The following is a 20,835-nucleotide window of genomic DNA, read 5'->3' as shown; positions in this document are numbered from 1 at the left end:
CAATTGATCTGACGCAGATCCGGCACTTTCCCACACAGCGATCATACTGATCGTTCAAATTCCCGATCGAGGTCACGATGAATCTGCACTTCGAAGAACTGACCGGCACCGACGGCGCGCGCATCGGCGTGGCCACTCTGGATGCCGAAAAGTCGCTCAATGCGCTGTCCCTGCCGATGATCCACGCCCTGAGCGACAGACTGAACGCCTGGGCCAAGGATCCGCAAATCGTCTGCGTGCTGCTGCGCGGCAATGGCGCCAAGGCCTTCTGTGCCGGTGGCGAGGTGCGCAGCCTGGTGGAAGCCTGCCGCGCCCACCCCGGCGAAGTGCCGCCGCTGGCCGCGCAGTTTTTCAACGCGGAATACCGTCTCGACTACAGCCTGCACACCTACCCGAAACCGTTGATCTGCTGGGGTCATGGTTATGTGCTCGGCGGCGGCATGGGCCTCTTGCAAGGCGCGCACATCCGGATCGTCACGCCGAGCAGTCGTCTGGCGATGCCGGAAATCAGTATCGGCCTGTACCCGGATGTCGGTGCCAGTTGGTTTCTGTCACGACTGCCGGGCAAGCTCGGTTTGTTCCTCGGCCTGACCGGCGCGCACATGAATGGCCGCGATGCGCTCGACCTGGATCTGGCCGACCGCTTCCTGCTCGACGAACAGCAGCAGGAACTGATCGATGGTCTGCTGCAGTTGAACTGGCAGGAACAGACCGCGATGCAGCTCAACAGCTTGCTGAAGGCGTTGCAGCAGGAAGCCGTGGCGCAAATGCCTGAGGCACAATGGCTGCCGCGTCGTCAGACAATCGATGATCTGCTGGATGTCAGCGACGTGACCTGCGCCTGGAAAGCCATCAGCCTGCAACGGGACAGCAACGACCTGCTGATTGCCCGGGCGGCGAAAACCATGAGTGAAGGCTCGCCGCTGACCGCGCATCTGGTCTGGGAACAGATCGTCCGCGCCCGCCACTTGTCACTGGCCGAAGTCTTTCAGATGGAATACACCCTGAGCCTCAATTGCTGTCGGCATCCGGAGTTCAGCGAAGGGGTTCGCGCGCGTTTGATCGACAAGGATCACAAACCGCATTGGCATTGGCCGGATATCACCCGGGTGCCGGAAGCGGTGGTCGAGGCGCACTTTCACAAGGTCTGGGAGGGGCGGCATCCGTTGGCGGATCTGTCCAGTTACTGAAATCCGGGCATAAAAAAAGCGGCGCTCAATGCGCCGCTTTTTTGCGGTTGGTTACCAGCGGTTGCCGCGCCAGTGATCGCCACGGTCATGGTTACCACGACCGCGGTGATCGTCCCAGCCACCACGACGGTGGCCATCCCAGCGTCCACGATCATCGCCGTGCCAGCGGCGGCTCTCGTAGTAGCGCGGGGCCGGTTGGTAGTACCGGGGCGCCGAGTAATAACGTGGCGCCGGTTGATAATAGCGTGGTGCTGGCTGGTAGTAGCGCGGGGCTGAATAGTAGGTGCTGCCACCGCTGTAATAAGTGCCGCCACCTGTGTAGTAAGCCGGTGCGGGGGATGTGTAGACCTCTGACCTGTAATAGCTGTCTCCGTAGGAATAAGGGACGCAACCGGCAACGGAAAAAAGCAACGCGGCGAGCAGAAGAATTCGGCGATACATGGCGGCCTCCTGGACCGCGGGTAGCCACACCAGCGACGCTGGCAGGCGTCAGTCTTTCATTCGGCGACTGACGAAATATCTGACAGCGTTTTCCGAATCTGGTGCGTTTCTGTAACAAGTTGAAACATGTGATTGATGAAACCTTGTTCACGAAAACGACGCCGCATTCAGCCGCCGATCAGTGATGCCAGCCGTGATAGCCGCCGCGATAACCTCGCCCGTAGCCTCGATACCCGTAACCGCCATAGTAGTAACGCGCGCCACCGTAATAGCGCGGGCCGTAGTAGCCACCGTAGTAATAGGGCGAGTAATAGCCGGGATAATAATAAGGCGCGGAGTAAACGTCGTAGCCGCCACCGTAGTAATAACAGCCGGACAGCCCCAGACCGAGCACCGCTCCCAGCAGCACCCGACGCAGCAATTTTGCAGTACTCATGACGGCCTCCTGGAAGACCTGTGACAGCAGTCGGCACAGACCGGCTGACAACAGATTTGACTGGCTGACCGCTGCCGAGTGCCAACGTCCATCGCCCGTCGGATCAGCGGCGCAACAGGCTGCTCATTTCAGGCAAATATGCCGCAACCTTTTCCCCGTCACTGCCACTAGAATGCTGCCATCGGGCCACCGTCAACGGAATTGCCAATGCCGCTCAGATCTGCGTTTTACTCCCAACGTTCGCTGGTATTGACGCTGGTCGCCCTTCTCGGCGCAGGCTTCCTCGCCACTTCGCTGCTCAGCTACTACGCCTCGCGGGCCTCGATCCGCGACAACATCGTCAACACCGAACTGCCGCTGACTTCCGACACCGTTTATTCGGAAATCCAGAAAGACCTTGTCAGACCGATCCTTATTTCCTCGATGATGTCTCGCGACACCTTCATGCGCGACTGGGTGGTGAACGGCGAGAAAGACAGCGACCAGATGACCCGCTACCTCGACGAGGTCATGACCCACTACGGGGCCTACACCGCGTTCTTCGTCTCCAACAGCAGCCACACCTATTACCACGCCAAGGGTGTGCTCAAACAGGTGAAGATCGACGAGCCGCGCGACGCCTGGTACTTCCGCGTGCGCGACATGAAAGATCCCTACGAGATCAACGTCGACCCGGATCTGGCCAACAAAGACAATATGACCTTCTTCATCAACTACAAGGTCTTCGATTACAACGATCGCTTCATCGGCGCCGCTGGCGTCGGGCTGACGGTGGACGCGGTGATCAAGTTGATCGACAAGTATCAGCAGCGCTATCAACGCAGCGTTTACTTCGTCGACACCTTCGGCCGACTGGTACTGACCGGCGCCGAGGGCGGTCCGGAAGGTGCTCGGGTCGGGAAAAGCCTGACGGATCTCGACAGCATGAAAGGTCTGGTCAGCCAGTTACCCAAGCCCCACAGCGGCAGTTACGAATATTCCGCCCACGGCCAGGGACATTTCCTCAACGTGCGGTTTATTCCGGAGTTGAACTGGTACCTGTTCGTCGACAAACGCGAAGACGGCGCACTGAGCGAGATTCGCCAGTCGTTGTACCTCAACCTGCTGATCTGCCTGCTGGTGACGTTGATCGTGCTGGCATTGGTCAATCGTTTGATCAAACGCTATCAGGACAAGATCCACGCCCAGGCCACCCTCGACAGTCTCACCGAACTGCCCAACCGCCGGGGCTTCGACCTGCTCGCCGGGCAGGCCTTGCAGGAAGCCCATCGCGAGCCGAAACCGCTGACGGCGCTGCTGCTGGATCTGGATCACTTCAAGGTGTTGAACGACACCTACGGGCACATGGCCGGCGATCAGGTTTTGATCGGTTTTGCCCGGGACCTGCAAAGCTGCCTGCGCCATTCCGACATCGTCTGCCGTTGGGGCGGTGAGGAATTTATCGTTCTGCTGAAGGACACCGACGGCGAGACCGGTCAGAAGATTGCCGAAAAGATCCGCCAGCACGTCGAACAGCATGAATATGCCTACAACGGTCACACCCTGAATCTGACGGTCAGCATCGGCGCCACGACTCTGCAACGAGATGACACCTTGCACAGCCTGCTGTCCCGGGCCGATCATGCGATGTACCGGGCGAAACAGACCGGCCGCAACCGCATCTGCGTGGAAATGCATCAATCGACCTATGCCTGAGCCCCATGAACAAACCTGACCTCTGCCCGGCCTGCGGCGCCCGCAACGACTGCACCCTGGCCGACCCGCGCACCGCCGACCGCGCCTGCTGGTGCTACGGCGTGTCCATTGACCCGGCAGTGCTCGAAGCCCTGCCGCCGGAACTGCGCGACAAGTCCTGTCTGTGCCCGCGTTGCGCCCGGGTCGAGGCGCAACTGCAAGCGGCAAAGCCATCGATCCCGTAAGATGCGCGCCCCGCTCCCTGCCGATTCCTGATCATGCGTGTCGACCGTTTCCTCAGTAACCTGCCCCGCTTCAACCGCAAGCAGGTTCGCCTGTTGCTGGTGGAAAAGCGCGTGCGCATTGACGGAAAAGTCGTCAGCGATCCCCACAGCGAAGTCCTGGAATTCAGCCGCGTCGAGGTCGACGATGAAGTGCTGCAAACGGGGAAACCGGCGCGCTACTTCATGCTGCACAAACCCCAGGGCTACGTCAGCGCGACGCGCGATCCCGAGCATCCGACCGTGCTCGACCTGATCCACGAGCCGGACAAGGACGACCTGCACATCGCCGGGCGTCTGGACTTCAACACCACCGGGCTGATGCTGATCACCAACGACGGCAGCTGGTCCCGGCGCCTGACCCAGCCGCAAACCAAACTGCCGAAGGTCTATTACGTCGAGACCGAACAGGACATCGGCCCGGAATATGCGATCAAGTTCGCCGAGGGGATCTACTTCGCCTTCGAAGACCTGACCACCCAACCGGCGCAGCTGGAAGTGCTCGGCCCGCGAACGGCACGGCTGAGCATCGTCGAGGGTCGCTACCATCAGGTGAAGCGCATGTTCGGCCACTTCAACAACAAAGTACTGCGCCTGCACCGCGAATCCATGGGCCTGCTGCACCTGGATAACGCGCTAAAACCGGGCGAATACCGCGCCCTGCGCACCGAAGAGATCCATTTGTTCTAAGCCGCCGACCGCTCAGCAGAAGTTGTCGAACAATTTACCAACGGCACTTGCGCGATCCGGATCCCCCTGCTTGAATCAGGACGTCGGCCAAATTGTGACCGATGAGTCACACATAACTTCTAAGAAACCTTTTGCCGGTAGAGAGCCCTCAGGGCTCCGCCTCAGCCGGCAGATTGCCCGCCAATAACAATACCCGTCGACCTGCCATTCCGGATCGACATGGGCTCCAAAATTCCAGGCGTATGCCTACCTGTCACAAAGCTCGTGCAATCTCTATTTGCGCGCATACCCGCTTGCCAGGAGTCTTATGACATGAGGCCAGAAATCGCTGTGCTGGATATACAGGGTCAGTATCGGGTTTACACGGAGTTCTATCGCGCAGACGCCGCGGAAAAGACCATTATTCTGGTCAACGGCTCGATGGCCACGACTGCGTCGTTTGCACAGACCGTGAAAAATCTGCACCCGCAATTCAACGTGGTTTGCTACGACCAGCCCTACGCGGGCAGGTCGAAAATCCACAATCGCCACGAGAAACATCTGACGAAAGAAGTCGAAGGTCTGATCCTGCTGGAGCTGATCGACCACTTCGCCGCCGAACATGTGCTGTCGTTTTCCTGGGGCGGCGCCGCGACCATGGTCGCTCTCGCGCACCAGCCCCGGCGCATCGAAAAAGCCGTGATCAGCTCGTTCTCTCCGGTGGTCAACGCTCACATGCTCGACTACCTGGAGCGCGGCGTCGAATGCCTCGGCAAACGCGACGGCGACCGGGTGGGCCACTTGGTCAACAACACCATCGGCAAGCACCTGCCGTCGTTGTTCAAGCGCTTCAACTATCGCCACGTGAGCAGTCTCGCCGAGCACGAATACGGGCAGATGCACTTTCACATCAGCAACGTGCTGAACAGTGATCGCCAGTGCTATCTGAACGCGGCGAAGAAGATCAACGTGCCGGTGCTGTTCATGAATGGCGAATGGGACGAATACACCGCCGCCGAAGATGCCCGGCTGTTCGGCAACCACGTGGCGCAAAGCACCTTCACCACCCTGCAGGCCACCGGGCACTTCCTCGACATGGAACACAAGTCCGCTTGCCGGGACAGCCAGAACGCCCTGCTCGGCTTCCTGAAACCTGCACAGCAGCCCATCAGCCGAACGCGTCACCCGTTTACTCAGGATCACCATGCATTGGCCGTTTGAAACAGCGTCGTCGCGAGCAAGCCTGCGGGTCTGAGATAAAGCCGTCCTCCAGCCCGCAGCGTTTGCCCGCGATTGACCGATCCGGCTCTGATTCAGGCTTTTCCGCTCGCCACACGCAAAGAAAACTTCAAATCCGTGGCCGAGTCTGGTACAAAGTCAGCCGCTCTGAGCGGGTGTCGTATAATGGCATTACTCCAGCTTCCCAAGCTGATAACGAGGGTTCGATTCCCTTCACCCGCTCCAATCGAATTCATGTCCTGCGTCGTGGTTTGACGGGGGATGCGCAAACAGAAAAAACCGGCCTTGATGGCCGGTTTTTTTGTGTCTGGGGTTTAAGGTCTGCTGCTCGTCCGGCAAAGAACAATTCAGAAACACACCGTTGATTGCAGATACCGTATCCCTCTCTACTCTTCACTCTCTCCAGCGACAAAAAATACAGTTTGCTCAAAGGAATGATCCATGCGCACGGTTTTCCCATCAAAGCTTTGACCGATTGGAAGCCACCACACTGCGGTAAATCCAGAGCGCAAACGGTAAATGACCTTTCAACCGAAGAGGGTTCATATCCAGTGCAGGAAGACAAAAGGCTTGGAATGACGGATGAGGAACAGGCCAACTGGGACGATGCGATCAGGTTCGCACGATCAAACAAGAAGGCTATTGGCAAGCGACTCACGGATCAGACCCGGTATCCGCCCGAAAAAGAGCCTGTTTCAGTTTTTATGGCTGGATCGCCCGGCGCTGGCAAGACAGAGGCATCATTAGCCCTGCTGAACCTTTTCTCTGATACGCCCATCCTGCGAATTGATCCAGACGAACTCAGAACCGAATTTGAAGCCTACCAAGGGGGCAATGCCTGGCTTTTCCAAGGCGCCGTTTCAATTCTGGTAGGGAAGCTGATTGATCTTGCCCTGGATCGAAAACAATCTTTCCTGCTCGATGGGACGCTTTCGAATATAGAGATCGCAAGGAACAATGTGCGGCGTTGCCTGGACAAGGGGAGATTCGTTCAAATTCTCTATGTCTATCAAGACCCCAGGCTTGCTTGGTCTTTTGTCACGGCTCGTGAGGAAGCCGAAGGACGGAGGATTCGACCGGAGCATTTCGTCGACCAGTATTTTGCAGCACGTGACGTGGTTAACACGCTTAAGCTAGAGTTTGGCAAGGATCTTCATGTCGATCTGCTTGTGAAGCACATTGATAATTCTGGCCGTCTCTACAAGGCTGGTGTTGACAAGATCGACTACCATATCCCGGAGAAGCATACGAAACACGACCTGATGGTCATGCTTGGGATAATTAACGGAGTAACCCCATGTTTTCCATGAAACTCGGATCCCCAAAGGAGTCCACGAGTCCATTCGCAGACTTCATTCGTAATGCGAAATCGGAAGAAAAAAAGCGCGTTTACAGTGAAGTGCTGACCGAAGCCACCAAAAAACAGAATGAAGTGATGCTGGCTGCACGTGAAAAGCAAGCCTGATTACGTTAGTGGATTCCAAAACTGCCCGGCCAAGTGCCGGGCTTTTTCATTCTGCCGTTGACGTGTTTTACGTGCTCTGGTGTACATCTGACATTGTTGGCGGAGGTCTCACATTAATCAGCGGCTTGGGATGTATTTTCTTCGATGAGCGGCTGCACCGACGCCGTCCGCCACGCTTCTTCCGTCCGACGCTCACCTAATGGATGTGCGTAGTTGTGCTTTTTCCGCTCAGCCTCGGGTTGTGAGGCTTTGTGGTTCAGTACGAACCATGGGGGCTGCTGCCCTTACTGCTCCATCGTGATCAGCTTATCGCTGCAAATTCCGCATACGTATGATCCTTCTCCGACGGCGTAGTCAGGTTTAAACCCTCATAAGCAACGCTCCGTATTCAGGCCAAAGAAGCTGGTAACCAACCGGCTCAAGGATTGACCATGAACGACACTGCTATTCCCGAGGGCTTCACTCCGCTGACCCGCAGCAGCCCGCTGCTTGACTTGCTTGGCCCGATCTATACCAGAGGCAGTGGCTTGCAACTGGAAATCGGTCTGCGGACAGACTCACGACACGCCAATGGACGGGGCACTTTGCATGGCGGGGTCCTGGCGACATTGGCGGACGTCGGCATGGGTTACGCCATGGCATTCTCCAGCGACCCTCCCCTGCCATTGATCACGGCGAGCATGACCCTGGACTATCTCAGCGCGGTGCAGATCAATGAGTGGCTCGAGGTACGCGTTGAGCACTCCAAAAAAGGACGGCAGCTGGCGTTTGCCACTGTCGGTTTGCACGTCGGTGATCGAATGGTTGCCCGTGCCAGCGCAGTGTTCGCTGTGCCGCAGTAGTACCCCACCCAAATCCAACCGGTCTTGATGACCGGTTTTTTGTGTCTGGGATTTGGAGCCAGCCGAATGAATCAGAACACACTCAACAACGGTGCACGCGTAACTCAACTGCAGCTAACTCCATTTAATTGTGAGCTATCACGACTAAACCGAGATAAGACCCAAACTGTTGGAGTTAGAAGCAGCCAGCGGTTTCCACCTTCACGCGGGATCAGTCGCGCGTTCTGGCCTCAGTCTCGCGTCTGAGACCGGTTCATCCTTGTCGACGCATATATTCCGCAAAAAGTGGGACGGTGAAATTCAAGTAGCCGTGATCTGTGCTGTAGATCATTCCTTTAGAGATTATGTTGGCCCGAGTCGGACCAAGCGATGACTGTGTACGCCCCATCGCTTTCGCAATATCGGCCATTGCATAGGGCCCATCACCGAGCTCCGACATCGTCTTCACGAACTGCACTTCCGACTTTGTCAGTCGATCGATACGCACCCTGAAAAAGCCCGCATCAAGAGAAGCCAACGTCTCCGCGTATGAATGGTCCACATCTTCGACTGTTATTTCAGGCCCTTCAGCGTTGTTCCAAGCAGTGGATGCCCACTCCTGGAGGAAGAAAGGATATCCTCTCGTCCGATCAACGATATTGCCAAGTGCTGCGAGTTCGATCGAAGCCTCCTCATCCGAGATAGGCTTCTGAACTGCTTGAATTGCAGATACTTGATCAAGCGCATCAACCGCAGGGTATAGAAAAAGCCGTTCTGCATAGGATTTTGCTTCACCTGCCAAACGAGCAACTTGAGGAAGGCCAGCGCCGACAAGAAGTACGGGCAGCCCTTCTTGCGACATGTGGTGAATCGACACTATAAGCGCGGATAAATCTGCTTCGGAAAGGTACTGAACTTCATCAATCAGAAGAATCCAGCCTTTACCAGCTGCTTGTGCAGCTTGACCTATCACGGCAAAAAGGTCTGGAAGATCGTATTGAAGATCCCCGCTGTCAGCGAATCCTGGCTCAGGCTCGACTCCAATCTCCACGCCTGCGATATCGATCTTGAAAATAGAGGCGAAACCGCGCAAACCATTCAGTCCACGAGCCGCAATTTGCTTGGCAGCTTCCACAGCAGAAAGTGAGCGCATGACTTTCCGCATTTCAGGAAAGAGAAGGCGTGCAAGGCTTTCACGCTCCGGAGCCTCTACCTTTGAAACGAGAAGCCCCTCTTCCCTCGCAATTTTTCCAATCTCGTTCAGCAGTACCGTCTTACCTGTACCCCTCAATCCAAGAAGCATGAGGGATCGGGTGCTTCGTCCGTTGATGGCTCGCCCACATGAAATCCTGGCTGCCTCAAGAATTGTGTCGCGTCCTGCCAACTCAGGCGGCCTGCTTCCTGCACCTGGAGCGAATGGGTTACGGTATGGATCCATGAAAGCCTCACAAATGCTTGTCTCTACACGAATATATCGATGTATAGCAGATATCCCTATACACCATTAGATTTCACTATATTTCGCTATTTATTGGGCTGAACTCTGCCACTTACACAAGCATTGCGTCTGAAACACTGACTCGAAGCTTCGACAACACTCAACGCTTTGCAGCCAGGTTGAAATGAAACTAAAAACCGGTCGCTATGACCGGTTTTTTTATGCCTGCCAGAACAGCTGCGATTCAGCTCTTCACCTCAACATGATCCAGCGCCTGATTCACCGCCAACTCCCCCAGCATCACGACCTGCGCAATCCCCAGCGCTGTCCTGCGATGGGACGGCTCGAGCACGGCGGCGAAGTTGCTGAGCATTTCGCTGGCCGAGCCCAGAGATTCGCAGGCGTTGGCGAGCAGGGATTCGGTGTTGTAGGCCGGGTTGGCGAGGAACATCGGTTCAGGCTGGTTGGTCGTGCCCATGACATGGGCGCCGGGGCAGAGGTAGTGATCGAGGGCGCGATTGGCGGCGTCGTTGAGTTTTCTGGAGTCGATTGAGGTGTAGGGGGACGTTGGGTCGGTTTCGACTTCTGGGGGATTCGGTGTCGGCTTCTTCATAATGGCTTCTTTCTAGTCGATAGGTGGAGCTGACCTACTCGGTTCCAATCGAAGAGGTGGCAGCTGTACACGAGTTGGAACCCGGGCGAAAAAAGCCAAAAGCCCGACAGACTCGAAGTCTCTCGCGCACAGCCGCCATAACAGAGTGCACACCATGAAGGCGGGCAAGCATACGTCATGAAAGCTGCTTTTGCTTTTTTGGTAAGCCGCGGGGTTCCAATCCCGATCGCCGATTCATCAGCGACCCTCACAGGCTAGAGCCCGCACTTCCGACGGACAACCTGAAAACCTTGTGGGAAGGATCAGCAAACAAGAGCAACTCTTTAAACATCCCGAATCGAAAAACCACGTTTACAGATCCCCAACACTCGTTCGGTTCTCACGCTCGCCACGACCCGCTAGCATTTCCCCATCACCCACCACCCTCCCCCTGCGCGGCCATCGACGAATACGCGCCATCACGTTTCGAGGGACTTCAAATCGTGGCCGTTGAGCCACCCGAATCAAATTCAAACGAGCACCAAACCATGACCCAGAACATCTACGACGACCCCGAATTTTTCCAGGGCTACAGCCAGATGAACCGCTCCATCGGCGGCCTCGACGCCGCGCCGGAATGGCCGGCGCTGAAAGCCTTGTTGCCTTCCCTGCACGGTTTGCAGGTGGTGGATCTGGGCTGCGGCTACGGCTGGTTCTGCCGCTGGGCCAGCGAGCAAGGTGCAGCCGAGCTGCTGGGGCTGGATGTCTCGGAGAAAATGCTCGAACGGGCGCGGGAAACCACCTCGGCCGCGAACATCCGCTACGAACGTGCCGACCTGGAACAGCTCGACTTGCCTGCGTGCACTTTCGATCTGGCCTACAGTTCGCTGGCCCTGCACTACATCAAGGATCTTTCGGCGCTGTTCGCCAAGCTGCACGCGGCGCTTAAACCTGGAGCGCATTTCGTGTTTTCCATCGAGCACCCGATCTTCATGGCGCCGCGTAATCCGGGCTGGCTGGTCGACAGCGAGGGCCACAAGCGCTGGCCGCTGGACAGTTATCAGATGGAAGGCGAGCGGGTTACGAACTGGCTGGCGGACGGCGTGATCAAACAGCATCGTACGGTAGGCACGCTGCTCAACGCGTTGATCGGCGCAGGCTTCACGATTCAACACGTCAACGAATGGGGCCCGAGCGGTGCAGAAGTGGCCGCACAACCGGCGCTCGCCGAGGAGCGCGAGCGGCCGATGATGATGCTGGTCGCGGTACAGCGCTGACCGCAAAAGAAAGGGCCGATCCAATCGGCCCTTTTTCATTTCAACGTGTGGCGACGATGAACAAACGCGGAAACGGCAACAGCACCGAACCATCCGCCAGCGCCGGATAAGCCTTCGCAACCTCCGCCAGATAATGCGCCAGATACTCCGCCCGCTCCGTTTCCGTCAGCGGGCTGAGGAATGGAATCAAACCGCTGCCCTTGAACCACTCGACAACACCTGAAGCGCCGCCCGCCAGTTGATGGTGATAGGTGGTGCGCCACACATCGACCTGCGCGCAATACGGACGCAGCATCGAGAAATAGGCGCTGGCATCCGCCATCTCGGTCCGCTGCCCCGCCGCACCGGCCAGTTTGCTGGCCCAGGGCCCGTTGGCAGCGACTTCGCGCATCAACCGATGAGATGACTCGTTGAGATTGTCCGGCATCTGAATCGCCAGACTGCCACCCTGCGCCAACTTGCCCGCCAGCGCCGGCAACAACGTCCCGTGATCCGGCACCCACTGCAACACCGCGTTGGCGAAGATCACATCGAACGGCCCTTCATCGGCCCACGTATCAATGTCCGCCACCTCGAACTGCAGCTGCGGCAGACGCTTGCGCGCGGCGTCGATCATGTCCGGCGAACTGTCGAGCCCCTGCACGCTCGCCCCGGGAAACGCTCCACCAGAAGCTCGGTCGAGTTGCCGGGGCCACAACCGATATCAACCACGGAACGCGCCTCTCGCGTGGGAATCGCTGCCAGCAAGTCACGGGCCGGGCGGGTGCGTTCATCTTCGAAAGCGACGTATTGTTTGGCGGACCAGGTCATTGCGTTCTCCTGTCTTGGACGTCTTGGCGAAAAAGCGGCTGCCCTCACGATACAGCGAACGTGTTTATCTGCCTTCCCCTACCTACGTCCGATATCGCCGGAATCACGGTCTGCGGCGACTTCCATAGAGAACAGAAAACTGTAAGCAGAATTTTCCCCCTCCCCCGCTGTCTGAATTTCAAGCTCCCCCACAAGGAACACCGCCATGAAATTCGCAAAGATTTCCCAGACGCTCGCACTCTGGGCCGGCAGTCCGAAGACGTTCATGGGGGCTTTGATTCTGATCGGGTTGTGGGGGTTGAGCGGGCCGATTTTTCATTTCAATGACACCTGGCAGCTGATCATCAACACCTCGACCACGATCATCACGTTTCTGATGGTGTTCCTGATCCAGAACACCCAGAACCGCGATACCGACATCCTGCATTTGAAGATCGACGAGTTGTTGCTGGTAACCAAAGAAGCGCAGAACGCGATGCTCGGGCTTGAAGCGCTGGATCTCAAACAACTTGAAGCGTTGCGCAAACACTACCGGGCATTGGGTGAAGGCGAGGTTTTCAACCTTGACGGGTTGGGTGAAAAGAGCAAACCGAAGCAGGACCTGAATGACTGTTGAGCAAAAAAACGGCGCCTTGAGCGCCGTTTTTGTTCGACCCGGTTTCAGCGACTGGCTTGCAGCGCCCGCGCCATTTCCAGATGGCTTTGCAGTTTCGGCAGGGTCTCGTCGGCGAAAGCCTTGATCTCCGGCACGTCGGTGGTCTGGGCTTCCTGCTGGATCTGTTCGATGGCTTCTTCCGTGGCTTTGACCTGGCTCGCGGCGTAAGCCTGATCGAAAGACGCGCCGTCCTTCACTTCCGGAATCAGCGCCTTGGCCTTGTCGGCGATTTCTTCACGGGGGGCGATGGGCAGATCGAGTTTCTTGGCGATTTTCGCCAGGTGCTGGTTGGCCGTGGTGCGGTCGTTGATGACCACGATGGTGTAATCCTTGACCTCTTTGGATTCGGCCTTGCTGTGGGCCTGGCGGCTGGCTTCGATGTCGGCCATGCCTTTGGCCGAGGCTTCGTTGATGAAGTCGGCGGGCGACTGGGCAAATGCACTGCCGGCACTCAGGCCCAGCAGGGTGACAAAACTGATGTTGCGTACTCGGGTGGCCATCCGGCTCATGGTCGCGCCCTCCTTCTCGGCAAATTCAAGCGGGAGCTTGCGCCCCCGCCTCTCAATCAAAACAACCTTCGCCGACTACTTCGATTTCTGAGCGGGCTTGCGGCCCATTTCAGTTTTAGGTTCTTTATCGACAGTCGTGGTGGTGGTTTTCCCACCCTTGCGACCGGCTTCAGAGGCCTTCGTTCGATCGTTGGCAAAGTTTCCCGAGTTCGAGTTTCTTGAGTTAGGCATGATTCTCTTCCTCTTGGTGTTGATCGTCAGCGAGCAACTGCCCGCCTGGATTGAGAATTCGCCAGCCCCCAAAGGTTTAGAAAAGTTGCCGTTGCCGCGACGAACGGCGGCCGCCGGTCAGATATCCCGCGCCCGATGATTTTCCCGTTTGGCGGCGTACATCGCCTGATCGGCGTGACGAAACAGTTGCTGCTCGTGATGGCCATGTTCGGGAAAACGCGCGACGCCGATGCTCGGTTCAATGTGCAGGTTATGCCCGTCCAGACGCATGGGTTGCACCAGCACCTGTCGGATCTTTTCCGCCACGCTGTCGGCATCGTCGGGGGCGTGGACGCTGTGCAGCAGCACCACGAATTCATCGCCGCCGATCCGCGCCACGGTGTCGGTCTCGCGCACGCAGCCCTTGAGGCGGTTGGCCACGGTCTGCAGCAGCATGTCACCGACGCCGTGGCCGAAGGTGTCGTTGACCTGTTTGAAGCGATCCAGATCAACATACAGCAGCGCCATGTGCCCGGAGGTTTCCCGAGCGCTGGCCAGCGCCGCCTTCAGCCGATCACGCAGCAATTCGCGATTGGGCAATTGGGTCAATTGATCGTATTGCGCCATGCGACGCAGACGGGCGTGCAATTGCTGGCGTTCGATGGCGGTGGCGACCTGGGCGCAGACGTATTGCAGCAGTTCCTTGTCGCGCTCGGTGTAGCGCTCGCCGCCGGGCAGGCTTTTGACGATCAGGGCGCCGATGGTGCCGTTCTTCGAGTTCAACGGCACGCCGAGCCAGCACGGTGATTGCTGCCCCGCCACCAGCGCTTCGAAGCCTGCCGGGGCCTGCGGACAATCCGGAGTCAGCAGGATCGGCTGGCCACTGCGGATGACCTCGGCGCACAGCCGACCGGTCACAGTGCCGGGTTGCTCCGGTTGCAACTCGTCATCGTCGACGTGATAGGGAAAATTCAGTTTTGCGCAGTGTTCGTCGTACAGCGCCACGGAGAAATTCAGTGCCGGCAGCCACTCGCCGATGATCGTGTGGATGCGTTTGAACAGCGCCAGCAGATCCTCCGCCGCATGGGCCGCTTCGGAGATCGCATACAACGCCGCCTGTCGGGATTCGGCCAGTTTGCGCTCGGTGATGTCCCGGGCCACGGCGATGCGCAGTTGATCGACTTCCGACCAGCGCGCCGACCAGAGGATGTGCACAAGGCTGCCGTCCTTGCGCACGTAGCGGTTTTCGAAATTGTGCTTGGGCTCGCCGCCCATGATCTCGCTGGCGGCGGCCAGGGTGCGTTCACGGTCGGCGGGATAGACGTAGTCGATCATCGACTGGCCGATCAGCTCATCAGGGGTGTAGCCGAGAATCCGCTCGCAGGCTGCGCTGACAAAAACGAAGCGACCTTGTTTGTCGACCGCACAAACGGCGTCCAGCAACAGATCGATGTAACTCGCCAAGGGCGCAGAATTTCGGCTTTCCATGGTTCAGCGTGGGTGTCCGGGCAATGCAGCACTGATCAACCGTCCCTGACCTCGACCTCGCATCCCAGCGATTTTCTTCAAGTCTTGCTCGGCATCAGCCCCGGCAACGCGTGCACCAGAGCATTGATGGCGAAACCGATGAACATTACCCCGCACAACCGGGTGATGGCCAGTTCATGGCGCTGATACAGCGTACGCACCTGACGGGCGCCGACAACGCCAATGAGAATAGCGTAGGCGAGCAATCCGCCGAGGAAACTCAGGGCAATCAGCATCGGCAGCATCGACCAGTTGAGCAGTTCGGCGCGGCTCGACAGCAGCGCGGTGAACGTCGCCACCGCCACCGGGTAGGCCTTGGGGTTGGTCAGCCCGAACAGAATGCCGTGCCAGAACGGCTGACGCGCCGCGCCCTGGGGCTGGTCGCCGCTGCTGCGTTTGGCCCGCACGGCACGCCAGCCGAGCCAGAACAGGTACAGACCGCTGAGTACGCCGAGCACATCGAATGCGGTGCTGCCGATTTCCCGGGCGCCGACAATCGCGATCAGCGCGGTGCTGCACCAGATCACATCGCCCAGCAGATGCCCGCACAGGAATCCCGCCCCGGCCCGACGACCGCGCGCGGCGCCGATGCCGAACACCGCCAGCACACCCGGCCCCGGCGTGATGCCGTAGATGAAACCCGAGGCCAGCACGGCCATAAGCAACGATGGAGTCATGGAATACCTGCAAGCGCCGGAAAACGTGGCCGCCAGTCTATCCCAGCGGTTTGTGAATATTCACGACTCGTTGAAAAAACGCATCCCCGCGTAGGGCTTTTGCCGACACGCGGCCAGTCGCGAGGCCAGATCGCCGACATGGGCTTCGAGCTTGTGACCGTCCGGGTCAAGGAAGTAGAACGACGCACCTTCGCTGCGGTTGTCGCGCCATTCCTGCACGTTGGCGGCACGAAGCTGCTGAACGAACAGCGGAAAGTCCGCCGCGGCGAGGCTGAAGGCGTAGTGGGTGTAGTCGGCGGCAGGCTCGGGTTGGCGTTACGCATCGAGGGACAGGCACAACCACAGGCCCGGGAGCGAGAGATAGGCACCGGCGTCCCACGTGGCCTCGACTCGCAGGCGCAGCACGTCGCGGTAGAACGCGAGGCTGCGGTCCAGGTCGCTGACGGCGAGGGTCAGGTGGTTGAGGCCGGTGAGCATCAGGTCAGTAACCTCGGAGGTCTTCGGGGATGGTGTATTGCTTGCCGTCGTAGGTCAGGGTGATTTGGGTGTTCTTCAGATCGGTGGTTTTGGAAACGCACTCTTTGCTTGACTGGGTCGAGGTGTACACCACACCACTTGAGGAAACGATCAGGTCAGCGAAGCCATTATGGCTGAATGGGCCGATTTCCACGGTCCTGAGGATTTTCGTGTCTTGGGTATCGCACTCACCGCTACCCTCACCAAATTCCTTGCGAATGACCAGCCCTTCCAGCACCGGTCGCAATTTGACGCCTTCGCGTACATACAGCGCCAGATCGGTTTTCGCGTAGGGGTTGGCCCGAGAAAGCTGATCGGCAAACTTCGTACGCAGGCCAAATGCGCGAACGTCGGACGCCAGGCGGTAGCGAGCCGTGTCGATGGTCAGGTCCTCGAAACGGATGGCATCGGAGTTGTAGGCTCCAGGCTTGGCGTAAGTCGCCAACGGCTTGGCATTCGCGGCGTTGAGGAGCGACAACTCCAGATCGAACACGCCGTCGTGATCACCTTCGGAGTCGGACACGAATGTGGACTTTGCCGAGATCGCCTTGTCCGGGAAGGCCGGCCACACTTTGCAGCGTGACAGGGAGTGACCGTCGAATTTCTTTATCTCACAGGCGGCGTGGGCCTGAGTGGTGACGGCCAGAAAACCGAGGGCGATGAAAAGTCGGGTTGGGGTAAGCATTGTTCTTCCTTGAAATAAGTCGCGTTGGCTCTGTATCACTCGATGGCTTTGAAACCTTTAGGCAAGACGTAAGATTTCCCGTCGTAGCGAAGGGTTGTCAGCACAGGTTTACCGGTTGTGGTTTTCTCTTCACAAGTGTCTGGATTACCTTTTCCAACAACTCCCGTCGTCACCGATTTGACGATCAGATCGGCGTAACCATGAGAACTGGTCTTTCCAATTTCGATAGTGCGCAGAGTACTGGCGCGCTCGCCCGCACAATTTCCATCCCATTCTCCGTTGTAGCGATACATCACAAGCCGATCCAGAACTGGCCGTAACGTGTCGCCCTCTTTCACGTAAAGGGACAGCGAAGTCTCATCCAGGGGATTGACGCGGGAAGAGCCTTTGAAACCGACCCGTACACCAAAAGCCCGAATTTCAGGGGTCAATTTGTAGCGCGCGGTATCGAACTCCACACTTTCCAGCGCGAAGGCATCGGACAAGAATGCAGAAGGCTTGTAATAGGTGGCCAGAGGTTCTGAAACTTCGACCGAAACGACAGAAAGAGAAAGGTCGTAACTACCGACATCACCGGTTTTGCCATACACCGGATCCGGCTCAAACTTCGAAACCGCATTCAGCGTTAGTCCGGGATACGCCGGCCACTCCTTGCAAACGGAAAAATCCCGCGGGTTCGCCACCGGCGCAGGCACACAATCAGCCAACACCTGCCCCGCCATCAACGCCCCACACAGCGCCAGACACCCCATCACCCCAGACTTCACTGTCACGCCCCACTCCTTGATGTTTTTCAGCCGCGCACTATCCCCTCCCCGATCCGCCGATTCAACCAGTTCAACGCCTGATCCCCACCCCGCCGCTTGTGCCACGCCGAGACAAAGGTAAACGGTGCGATCTCGAACGGCGGCGGCACGACGATCAGCGAGTCATCATCCACATCCTTCAACGCCCGCGAAGCCACCGTGAGGATCAGGTCCGTGCCACTGATGAACTGCGGCGCGACGCTCCAGTGCGGCAGGCTGACGGCGACGCGGCGGCGCTCACGCAGGGCGGTCAGGGTACGTTCGATTTCCGGGGTGCCGCTGCCGCGCATTTCCAGCAGAACGTGGGGTCGGGAAAGGTAGGTTGGCAGGTCGAGAACATATTCGGCGGGAAGGCTCTGGCGATCCAGCAGACAGACGTAGCGCTCTTCGAACAGCGGCGTGCTGTGCAACTCGCCGGGCAACTCCGGGAGCACGCCGGCAGCCAGGTCGATGTCGCCGTTGAGCAGCCCCTCGACCATCCCTTCGCGACTGGCATGGCTGATTTGCAGGTCGATGCCCGGAGTCTCCGCGCGCAACGTGCGAATCAGGCCGGGCAGGATAATCGCCGCGCCGTAATCCGACATCGCAAGCCGAAAGGTCCGGCGGGCGAGGGCCGGGTCGAAGGTGTTCGGCACCAGCAGCGATTGCACCTGGGCCAGGGCCTCGGCCAGCGGCGCAACCAGTTCCAGCGCCCGTGCGGTGGGCGCCAGGCCCGCACCGGCACGTACCAGCAATGGATCACCGAGCAAGTCGCGCAATCGGGCCAGCGCATGGCTGACCGCCGGTTGGCTCAAGTGCAGACGCTCGGCCGCACGGGTGACGTGCTGTTCGCTGAGCAAGGCGTCGAGAATCACCAGCAGGTTGAGATCGATGCGCCGAAGATCATTCATTTGATGCATGTTCCGCATGACAAAACAGAATTTAAATCTGCGCGACGAATACCCTAGAGTCCAGCAAAACCTTGCTGGAGAACGATCATGAGTACGTTGCAGTGGACCGGTCTGTTGCTGCTGGCGGCAGTAGCCGGGGCCGTCGTCCCGTTTCAAAGTGCAATCAATACCAATCTGGCCCGAGGGTTGGGCCATCCCTTGTGGGCGACGTTGGCGTCCTTGCTGGTCAGCGTGCTGGTGTTGTTACCGGTGATTGCCGCGCTGCGTTTGCCGTTGCCATCGCTGGTTTTCATCGGCAAGGCGCCGTTGTGGATGTGGGCCGGTGGTGCGTTCGGGGTGTGTTTTGTGGCACTGGCGGTGGTGCTGGTGCCGAAACTCGGGGCATCGGGTTTTGTCGCGCTGGCACTGGCCGGACAGGTACTGGCATCGATGGTGCTGGATCACTTCGGGTTGTTCGGGCTGCTGGAGAAGCAACTCACATTGCCCCGGGTATTCGGCGCGGTGTTGCTGATGGTGGGCGTGGTGCTGATCCAGTTTTCCCCGGCGCTGGAAAAGAGCGCCACCGCCGCTGGATAACAGGGCAAAGGTAAGCCCTTCACTATCAGGGTTGTCGGGCATTTCACCGCCTTACAACTCTGCGAGGTATCGCCCTACAAGCAAAACTCCAACAGCCCTCAGCGCTATCGGATATGGCCGATTCTGAGCCTGCATCGCTCTCTGTAAAGTCTGGCAACACACACAAACTGAAACACCTCATGGATTGCCATGCTCAAGGAGAGCTGCTTTGAACCATCTGCCCGATACCACCGCCAACACCTTCTCCAACTACCGCAAAGTCATCGCGCTTGCCGACCACGACTGGGAGGCCGCCGAAGCCGGAAAAATCGCTGCTCTCAACGTCGAAGTCCAAGGCTGCAACCAGTTGCTCGATCAGCACGGGCGCCAGTTCCATCATTTCTGCACCACGTCCTATCTGGGTCTCGATCACCATCCCGCCCTGCTGGAAGGCGCCATCGCGGCGTTACGGGAAACCGGCACACTGCGCGTAGCCAATTCGAAAAACCGCTGCAAACTGGCGCTGCTCGATCGGTACGAAAGCGAGCTGTCGCAATTGTTTGGCGCGGTGTGTCTGAGCACTCTGTCCTGCAGCGCCGCGAGTGCGGGGATCCTGCCGCTGTTGGCCAGTGGTGTGTTTACCCAGGGCCGTCCGCCGGTGATGGTGTTCGATCGTCTGGCTCACTATTCGATGAGTCACCTGAAGGCCAGCTGCGCCGATGAAACCCGCGTGCTGACCTGTCCCCACAACGACATGGATTTTCTCGAATCGGTGTGCCAGCGCCACGCAACGGTCGCCTATATCGCCGACGGTGCCTACAGCATGGGCGGCGTGGCCAATCTGGATGGTCTGCTGTACCTGAAAGAACGTTACGGCCTGTTTCTTTATCTCGATGATTCCCACGCGTTGTCGGCGGTCGGCAGTAACGGCGCCGGTCTTGTACGGCCAAGAATGCCGGCACTGGAGGAGGACTGTCTGATCGTCGCGTCACTGGCCAAATCGTTCGGGGCCAGCGGCGGTCTGGTGATGCTCGGCCATGAGCGGCAGCGGAAATTGATCCAGCGTTACGGCGGGCCGAGCAACTGGTCGCAAAGCCTCAATTGCGCGGCCATCGGTGCGGGCCTGGCCTCGATCCAGCTGCATCGCAGTGCAGAGCTGCGCGCGTTGCAGATTCGGCTCCAGGCCAATATTCGCCTGTTCGACAGCCTGTTGTGCACCGAACAGCACGGCAGCCCCATGGCCATCCGATTGATCAACTGCGGCGAGGCCGCCCTGGCCACTCGAATTGCCATTGAACTGGCCGAACACGGCTTTTTCACCAGCGCGGTGTTTTTCCCGGTGGTGGCCCAAGGTAAAGCCGCGATCCGCGTGACCCTGCGCGCCGACATGGAATCGACACTGATCCACCAATTCTGTGATTTGATCACCGGACTGTTACTGACTCACGGCGGCCACCGCGACCGCTGAACCT

General features: G+C 58.4%; 23 protein-coding genes, 1 tRNA gene and 2 pseudogenes. 13 read left to right on the top strand and 13 right to left on the bottom strand.

Features of this window, described 5'->3' with window-relative positions:
* Positions 1-77: 77 nt before the first annotated feature.
* Positions 78-1,190: an enoyl-CoA hydratase/isomerase family protein gene (locus tag R1A29_RS06320; protein ID WP_438300953.1), complete on the top strand. Its 1,113-nt coding sequence runs from the start codon at positions 78-80 to the stop codon at positions 1,188-1,190.
* 51 nt (positions 1,191-1,241) lie between these two features.
* Here R1A29_RS06320 and R1A29_RS06315 read toward each other — a convergent pair whose 3' ends face one another.
* Positions 1,242-1,631 (bottom strand): hypothetical protein, encoded by a 390-nt coding sequence (locus R1A29_RS06315; protein ID WP_085710220.1) that lies wholly within the window; start codon positions 1,629-1,631, stop codon positions 1,242-1,244.
* A 178-nt stretch (positions 1,632-1,809) separates the two neighbouring features.
* Entirely contained in the window at positions 1,810-2,067 is a 258-nt protein-coding gene (locus R1A29_RS06310; RefSeq protein WP_085710219.1) for a hypothetical protein, read from the bottom strand.
* A 207-nt stretch (positions 2,068-2,274) separates the two neighbouring features.
* Between R1A29_RS06310 and R1A29_RS06305 the strand changes: the two genes are divergently transcribed.
* The 8 genes from R1A29_RS06305 to R1A29_RS06270 all read left to right on the top strand — a co-directional run bounded on the left by R1A29_RS06305 (position 2,275) and on the right by R1A29_RS06270 (position 8,237).
* Positions 2,275-3,762: a sensor domain-containing diguanylate cyclase gene (locus R1A29_RS06305; protein ID WP_265812058.1), complete on the top strand. Its 1,488-nt coding sequence runs from the start codon at positions 2,275-2,277 to the stop codon at positions 3,760-3,762.
* 5 nt (positions 3,763-3,767) lie between these two features.
* On the top strand, positions 3,768-3,986 hold the full coding sequence (locus R1A29_RS06300) for a cysteine-rich CWC family protein (RefSeq protein WP_265812059.1): 219 nt from the start codon (positions 3,768-3,770) through the stop codon (positions 3,984-3,986).
* A gap of 33 nt (positions 3,987-4,019) precedes the next feature.
* On the top strand, positions 4,020-4,712 hold the full coding sequence (locus R1A29_RS06295; protein ID WP_438300952.1) for a pseudouridine synthase: 693 nt from the start codon (positions 4,020-4,022) through the stop codon (positions 4,710-4,712).
* 312 nt (positions 4,713-5,024) lie between these two features.
* Positions 5,025-5,912, top strand: coding sequence for an alpha/beta fold hydrolase (locus R1A29_RS06290; RefSeq protein ID WP_085710215.1), 888 nt, complete (start codon positions 5,025-5,027; stop codon positions 5,910-5,912).
* A 169-nt stretch (positions 5,913-6,081) separates the two neighbouring features.
* Positions 6,082-6,155: transfer RNA gene (locus R1A29_RS06285), tRNA-Gly, on the top strand.
* Between the two features lie 350 nt (positions 6,156-6,505).
* Positions 6,506-7,240, top strand: coding sequence for a zeta toxin family protein (locus R1A29_RS06280; RefSeq protein WP_438302012.1), 735 nt, complete (start codon positions 6,506-6,508; stop codon positions 7,238-7,240).
* Positions 7,228-7,395, top strand: coding sequence for a hypothetical protein (locus R1A29_RS06275; protein WP_167443763.1), 168 nt, complete (start codon positions 7,228-7,230; stop codon positions 7,393-7,395). The genes R1A29_RS06280 and R1A29_RS06275 overlap by 13 nt, the downstream gene beginning before the upstream one ends.
* Positions 7,396-7,826: 431 nt before the next feature.
* A complete protein-coding gene (locus R1A29_RS06270; protein ID WP_039772722.1) occupies positions 7,827-8,237 on the top strand; it encodes a PaaI family thioesterase in 411 nt (136 codons plus the stop codon).
* Positions 8,238-8,490: 253 nt separating this feature from the next.
* Here R1A29_RS06270 and R1A29_RS06265 read toward each other — a convergent pair whose 3' ends face one another.
* Together R1A29_RS06265 and R1A29_RS06260 are read right to left on the bottom strand one after the other, a co-directional pair.
* Complete coding sequence (locus tag R1A29_RS06265) at positions 8,491-9,654, bottom strand: ATP-binding protein (protein WP_248738049.1); 1,164 nt, start codon at positions 9,652-9,654, stop codon at positions 8,491-8,493.
* 244 nt (positions 9,655-9,898) lie between these two features.
* Positions 9,899-10,267, bottom strand: coding sequence for a DUF6124 family protein (locus R1A29_RS06260; RefSeq protein WP_438300951.1), 369 nt, complete (start codon positions 10,265-10,267; stop codon positions 9,899-9,901).
* Positions 10,268-10,794: 527 nt separating this feature from the next.
* Between R1A29_RS06260 and R1A29_RS06255 the strand changes: the two genes are divergently transcribed.
* Positions 10,795-11,523, top strand: a complete 729-nt coding sequence (locus R1A29_RS06255) for a class I SAM-dependent methyltransferase (RefSeq protein ID WP_438300950.1) — start codon at positions 10,795-10,797, stop codon at positions 11,521-11,523.
* 40 nt (positions 11,524-11,563) lie between these two features.
* On the opposite strand, the pseudogene tam reads toward R1A29_RS06255, so the two are convergent.
* Positions 11,564-12,333 (bottom strand): annotated as a pseudogene (gene tam / locus R1A29_RS06250) (trans-aconitate 2-methyltransferase).
* A 205-nt stretch (positions 12,334-12,538) separates the two neighbouring features.
* Here tam and R1A29_RS06245 point away from each other — a divergent pair.
* Entirely contained in the window at positions 12,539-12,949 is a 411-nt protein-coding gene (locus tag R1A29_RS06245) for a low affinity iron permease family protein (protein ID WP_085710209.1), read from the top strand.
* A 44-nt stretch (positions 12,950-12,993) separates the two neighbouring features.
* On the opposite strand, the gene R1A29_RS06240 is transcribed toward R1A29_RS06245, so the two are convergent.
* From R1A29_RS06240 to R1A29_RS06205, 8 genes and pseudogenes are all read right to left on the bottom strand, one after another.
* The gene (locus R1A29_RS06240) at positions 12,994-13,497 is read right to left on the bottom strand and encodes a DUF4142 domain-containing protein (protein WP_085710208.1); all 504 of its coding nucleotides are present in this window, start codon (positions 13,495-13,497) and stop codon (positions 12,994-12,996) included.
* Between the two features lie 75 nt (positions 13,498-13,572).
* A complete protein-coding gene (locus R1A29_RS06235; protein ID WP_082302357.1) occupies positions 13,573-13,728 on the bottom strand; it encodes a KGG domain-containing protein in 156 nt (51 codons plus the stop codon).
* Between the two features lie 117 nt (positions 13,729-13,845).
* A complete protein-coding gene (locus R1A29_RS06230; protein WP_438300949.1) occupies positions 13,846-15,195 on the bottom strand; it encodes a diguanylate cyclase domain-containing protein in 1,350 nt (449 codons plus the stop codon).
* A gap of 77 nt (positions 15,196-15,272) precedes the next feature.
* Positions 15,273-15,911, bottom strand: coding sequence for a LysE family translocator (locus R1A29_RS06225; protein ID WP_438300948.1), 639 nt, complete (start codon positions 15,909-15,911; stop codon positions 15,273-15,275).
* A 60-nt stretch (positions 15,912-15,971) separates the two neighbouring features.
* A pseudogene (gene fos / locus R1A29_RS06220) lies at positions 15,972-16,388 on the bottom strand (fosfomycin resistance glutathione transferase).
* Positions 16,389-16,392: 4 nt separating this feature from the next.
* Positions 16,393-17,112: a hypothetical protein gene (locus R1A29_RS06215; RefSeq protein WP_438300947.1), complete on the bottom strand. Its 720-nt coding sequence runs from the start codon at positions 17,110-17,112 to the stop codon at positions 16,393-16,395.
* 35 nt (positions 17,113-17,147) lie between these two features.
* Complete coding sequence (locus R1A29_RS06210; protein ID WP_438300946.1) at positions 17,148-17,885, bottom strand: hypothetical protein; 738 nt, start codon at positions 17,883-17,885, stop codon at positions 17,148-17,150.
* A 20-nt stretch (positions 17,886-17,905) separates the two neighbouring features.
* Entirely contained in the window at positions 17,906-18,817 is a 912-nt protein-coding gene (locus R1A29_RS06205) for a LysR family transcriptional regulator (RefSeq protein WP_438300945.1), read from the bottom strand.
* A 78-nt stretch (positions 18,818-18,895) separates the two neighbouring features.
* Between R1A29_RS06205 and R1A29_RS06200 the strand changes: the two genes are divergently transcribed.
* Positions 18,896-19,384 carry a DMT family transporter gene (locus R1A29_RS06200; RefSeq protein WP_438300944.1) on the top strand — a complete coding sequence of 163 codons (489 nt, stop codon included), beginning with the start codon at positions 18,896-18,898 and terminating at the stop codon, positions 19,382-19,384.
* Positions 19,385-19,601: 217 nt separating this feature from the next.
* Positions 19,602-20,831: an aminotransferase class I/II-fold pyridoxal phosphate-dependent enzyme gene (locus tag R1A29_RS06195; protein ID WP_438302011.1), complete on the top strand. Its 1,230-nt coding sequence runs from the start codon at positions 19,602-19,604 to the stop codon at positions 20,829-20,831.
* The last annotated feature ends 4 nt before the right edge of the window (positions 20,832-20,835 follow it).

The organism is Pseudomonas sp. NMS19W, from assembly GCF_051554255.1.
Lineage (GTDB): Bacteria > Pseudomonadota > Gammaproteobacteria > Pseudomonadales > Pseudomonadaceae > Aquipseudomonas > Aquipseudomonas kribbensis.
This window is presented reverse-complemented; position numbering and strand designations above follow the sequence as displayed.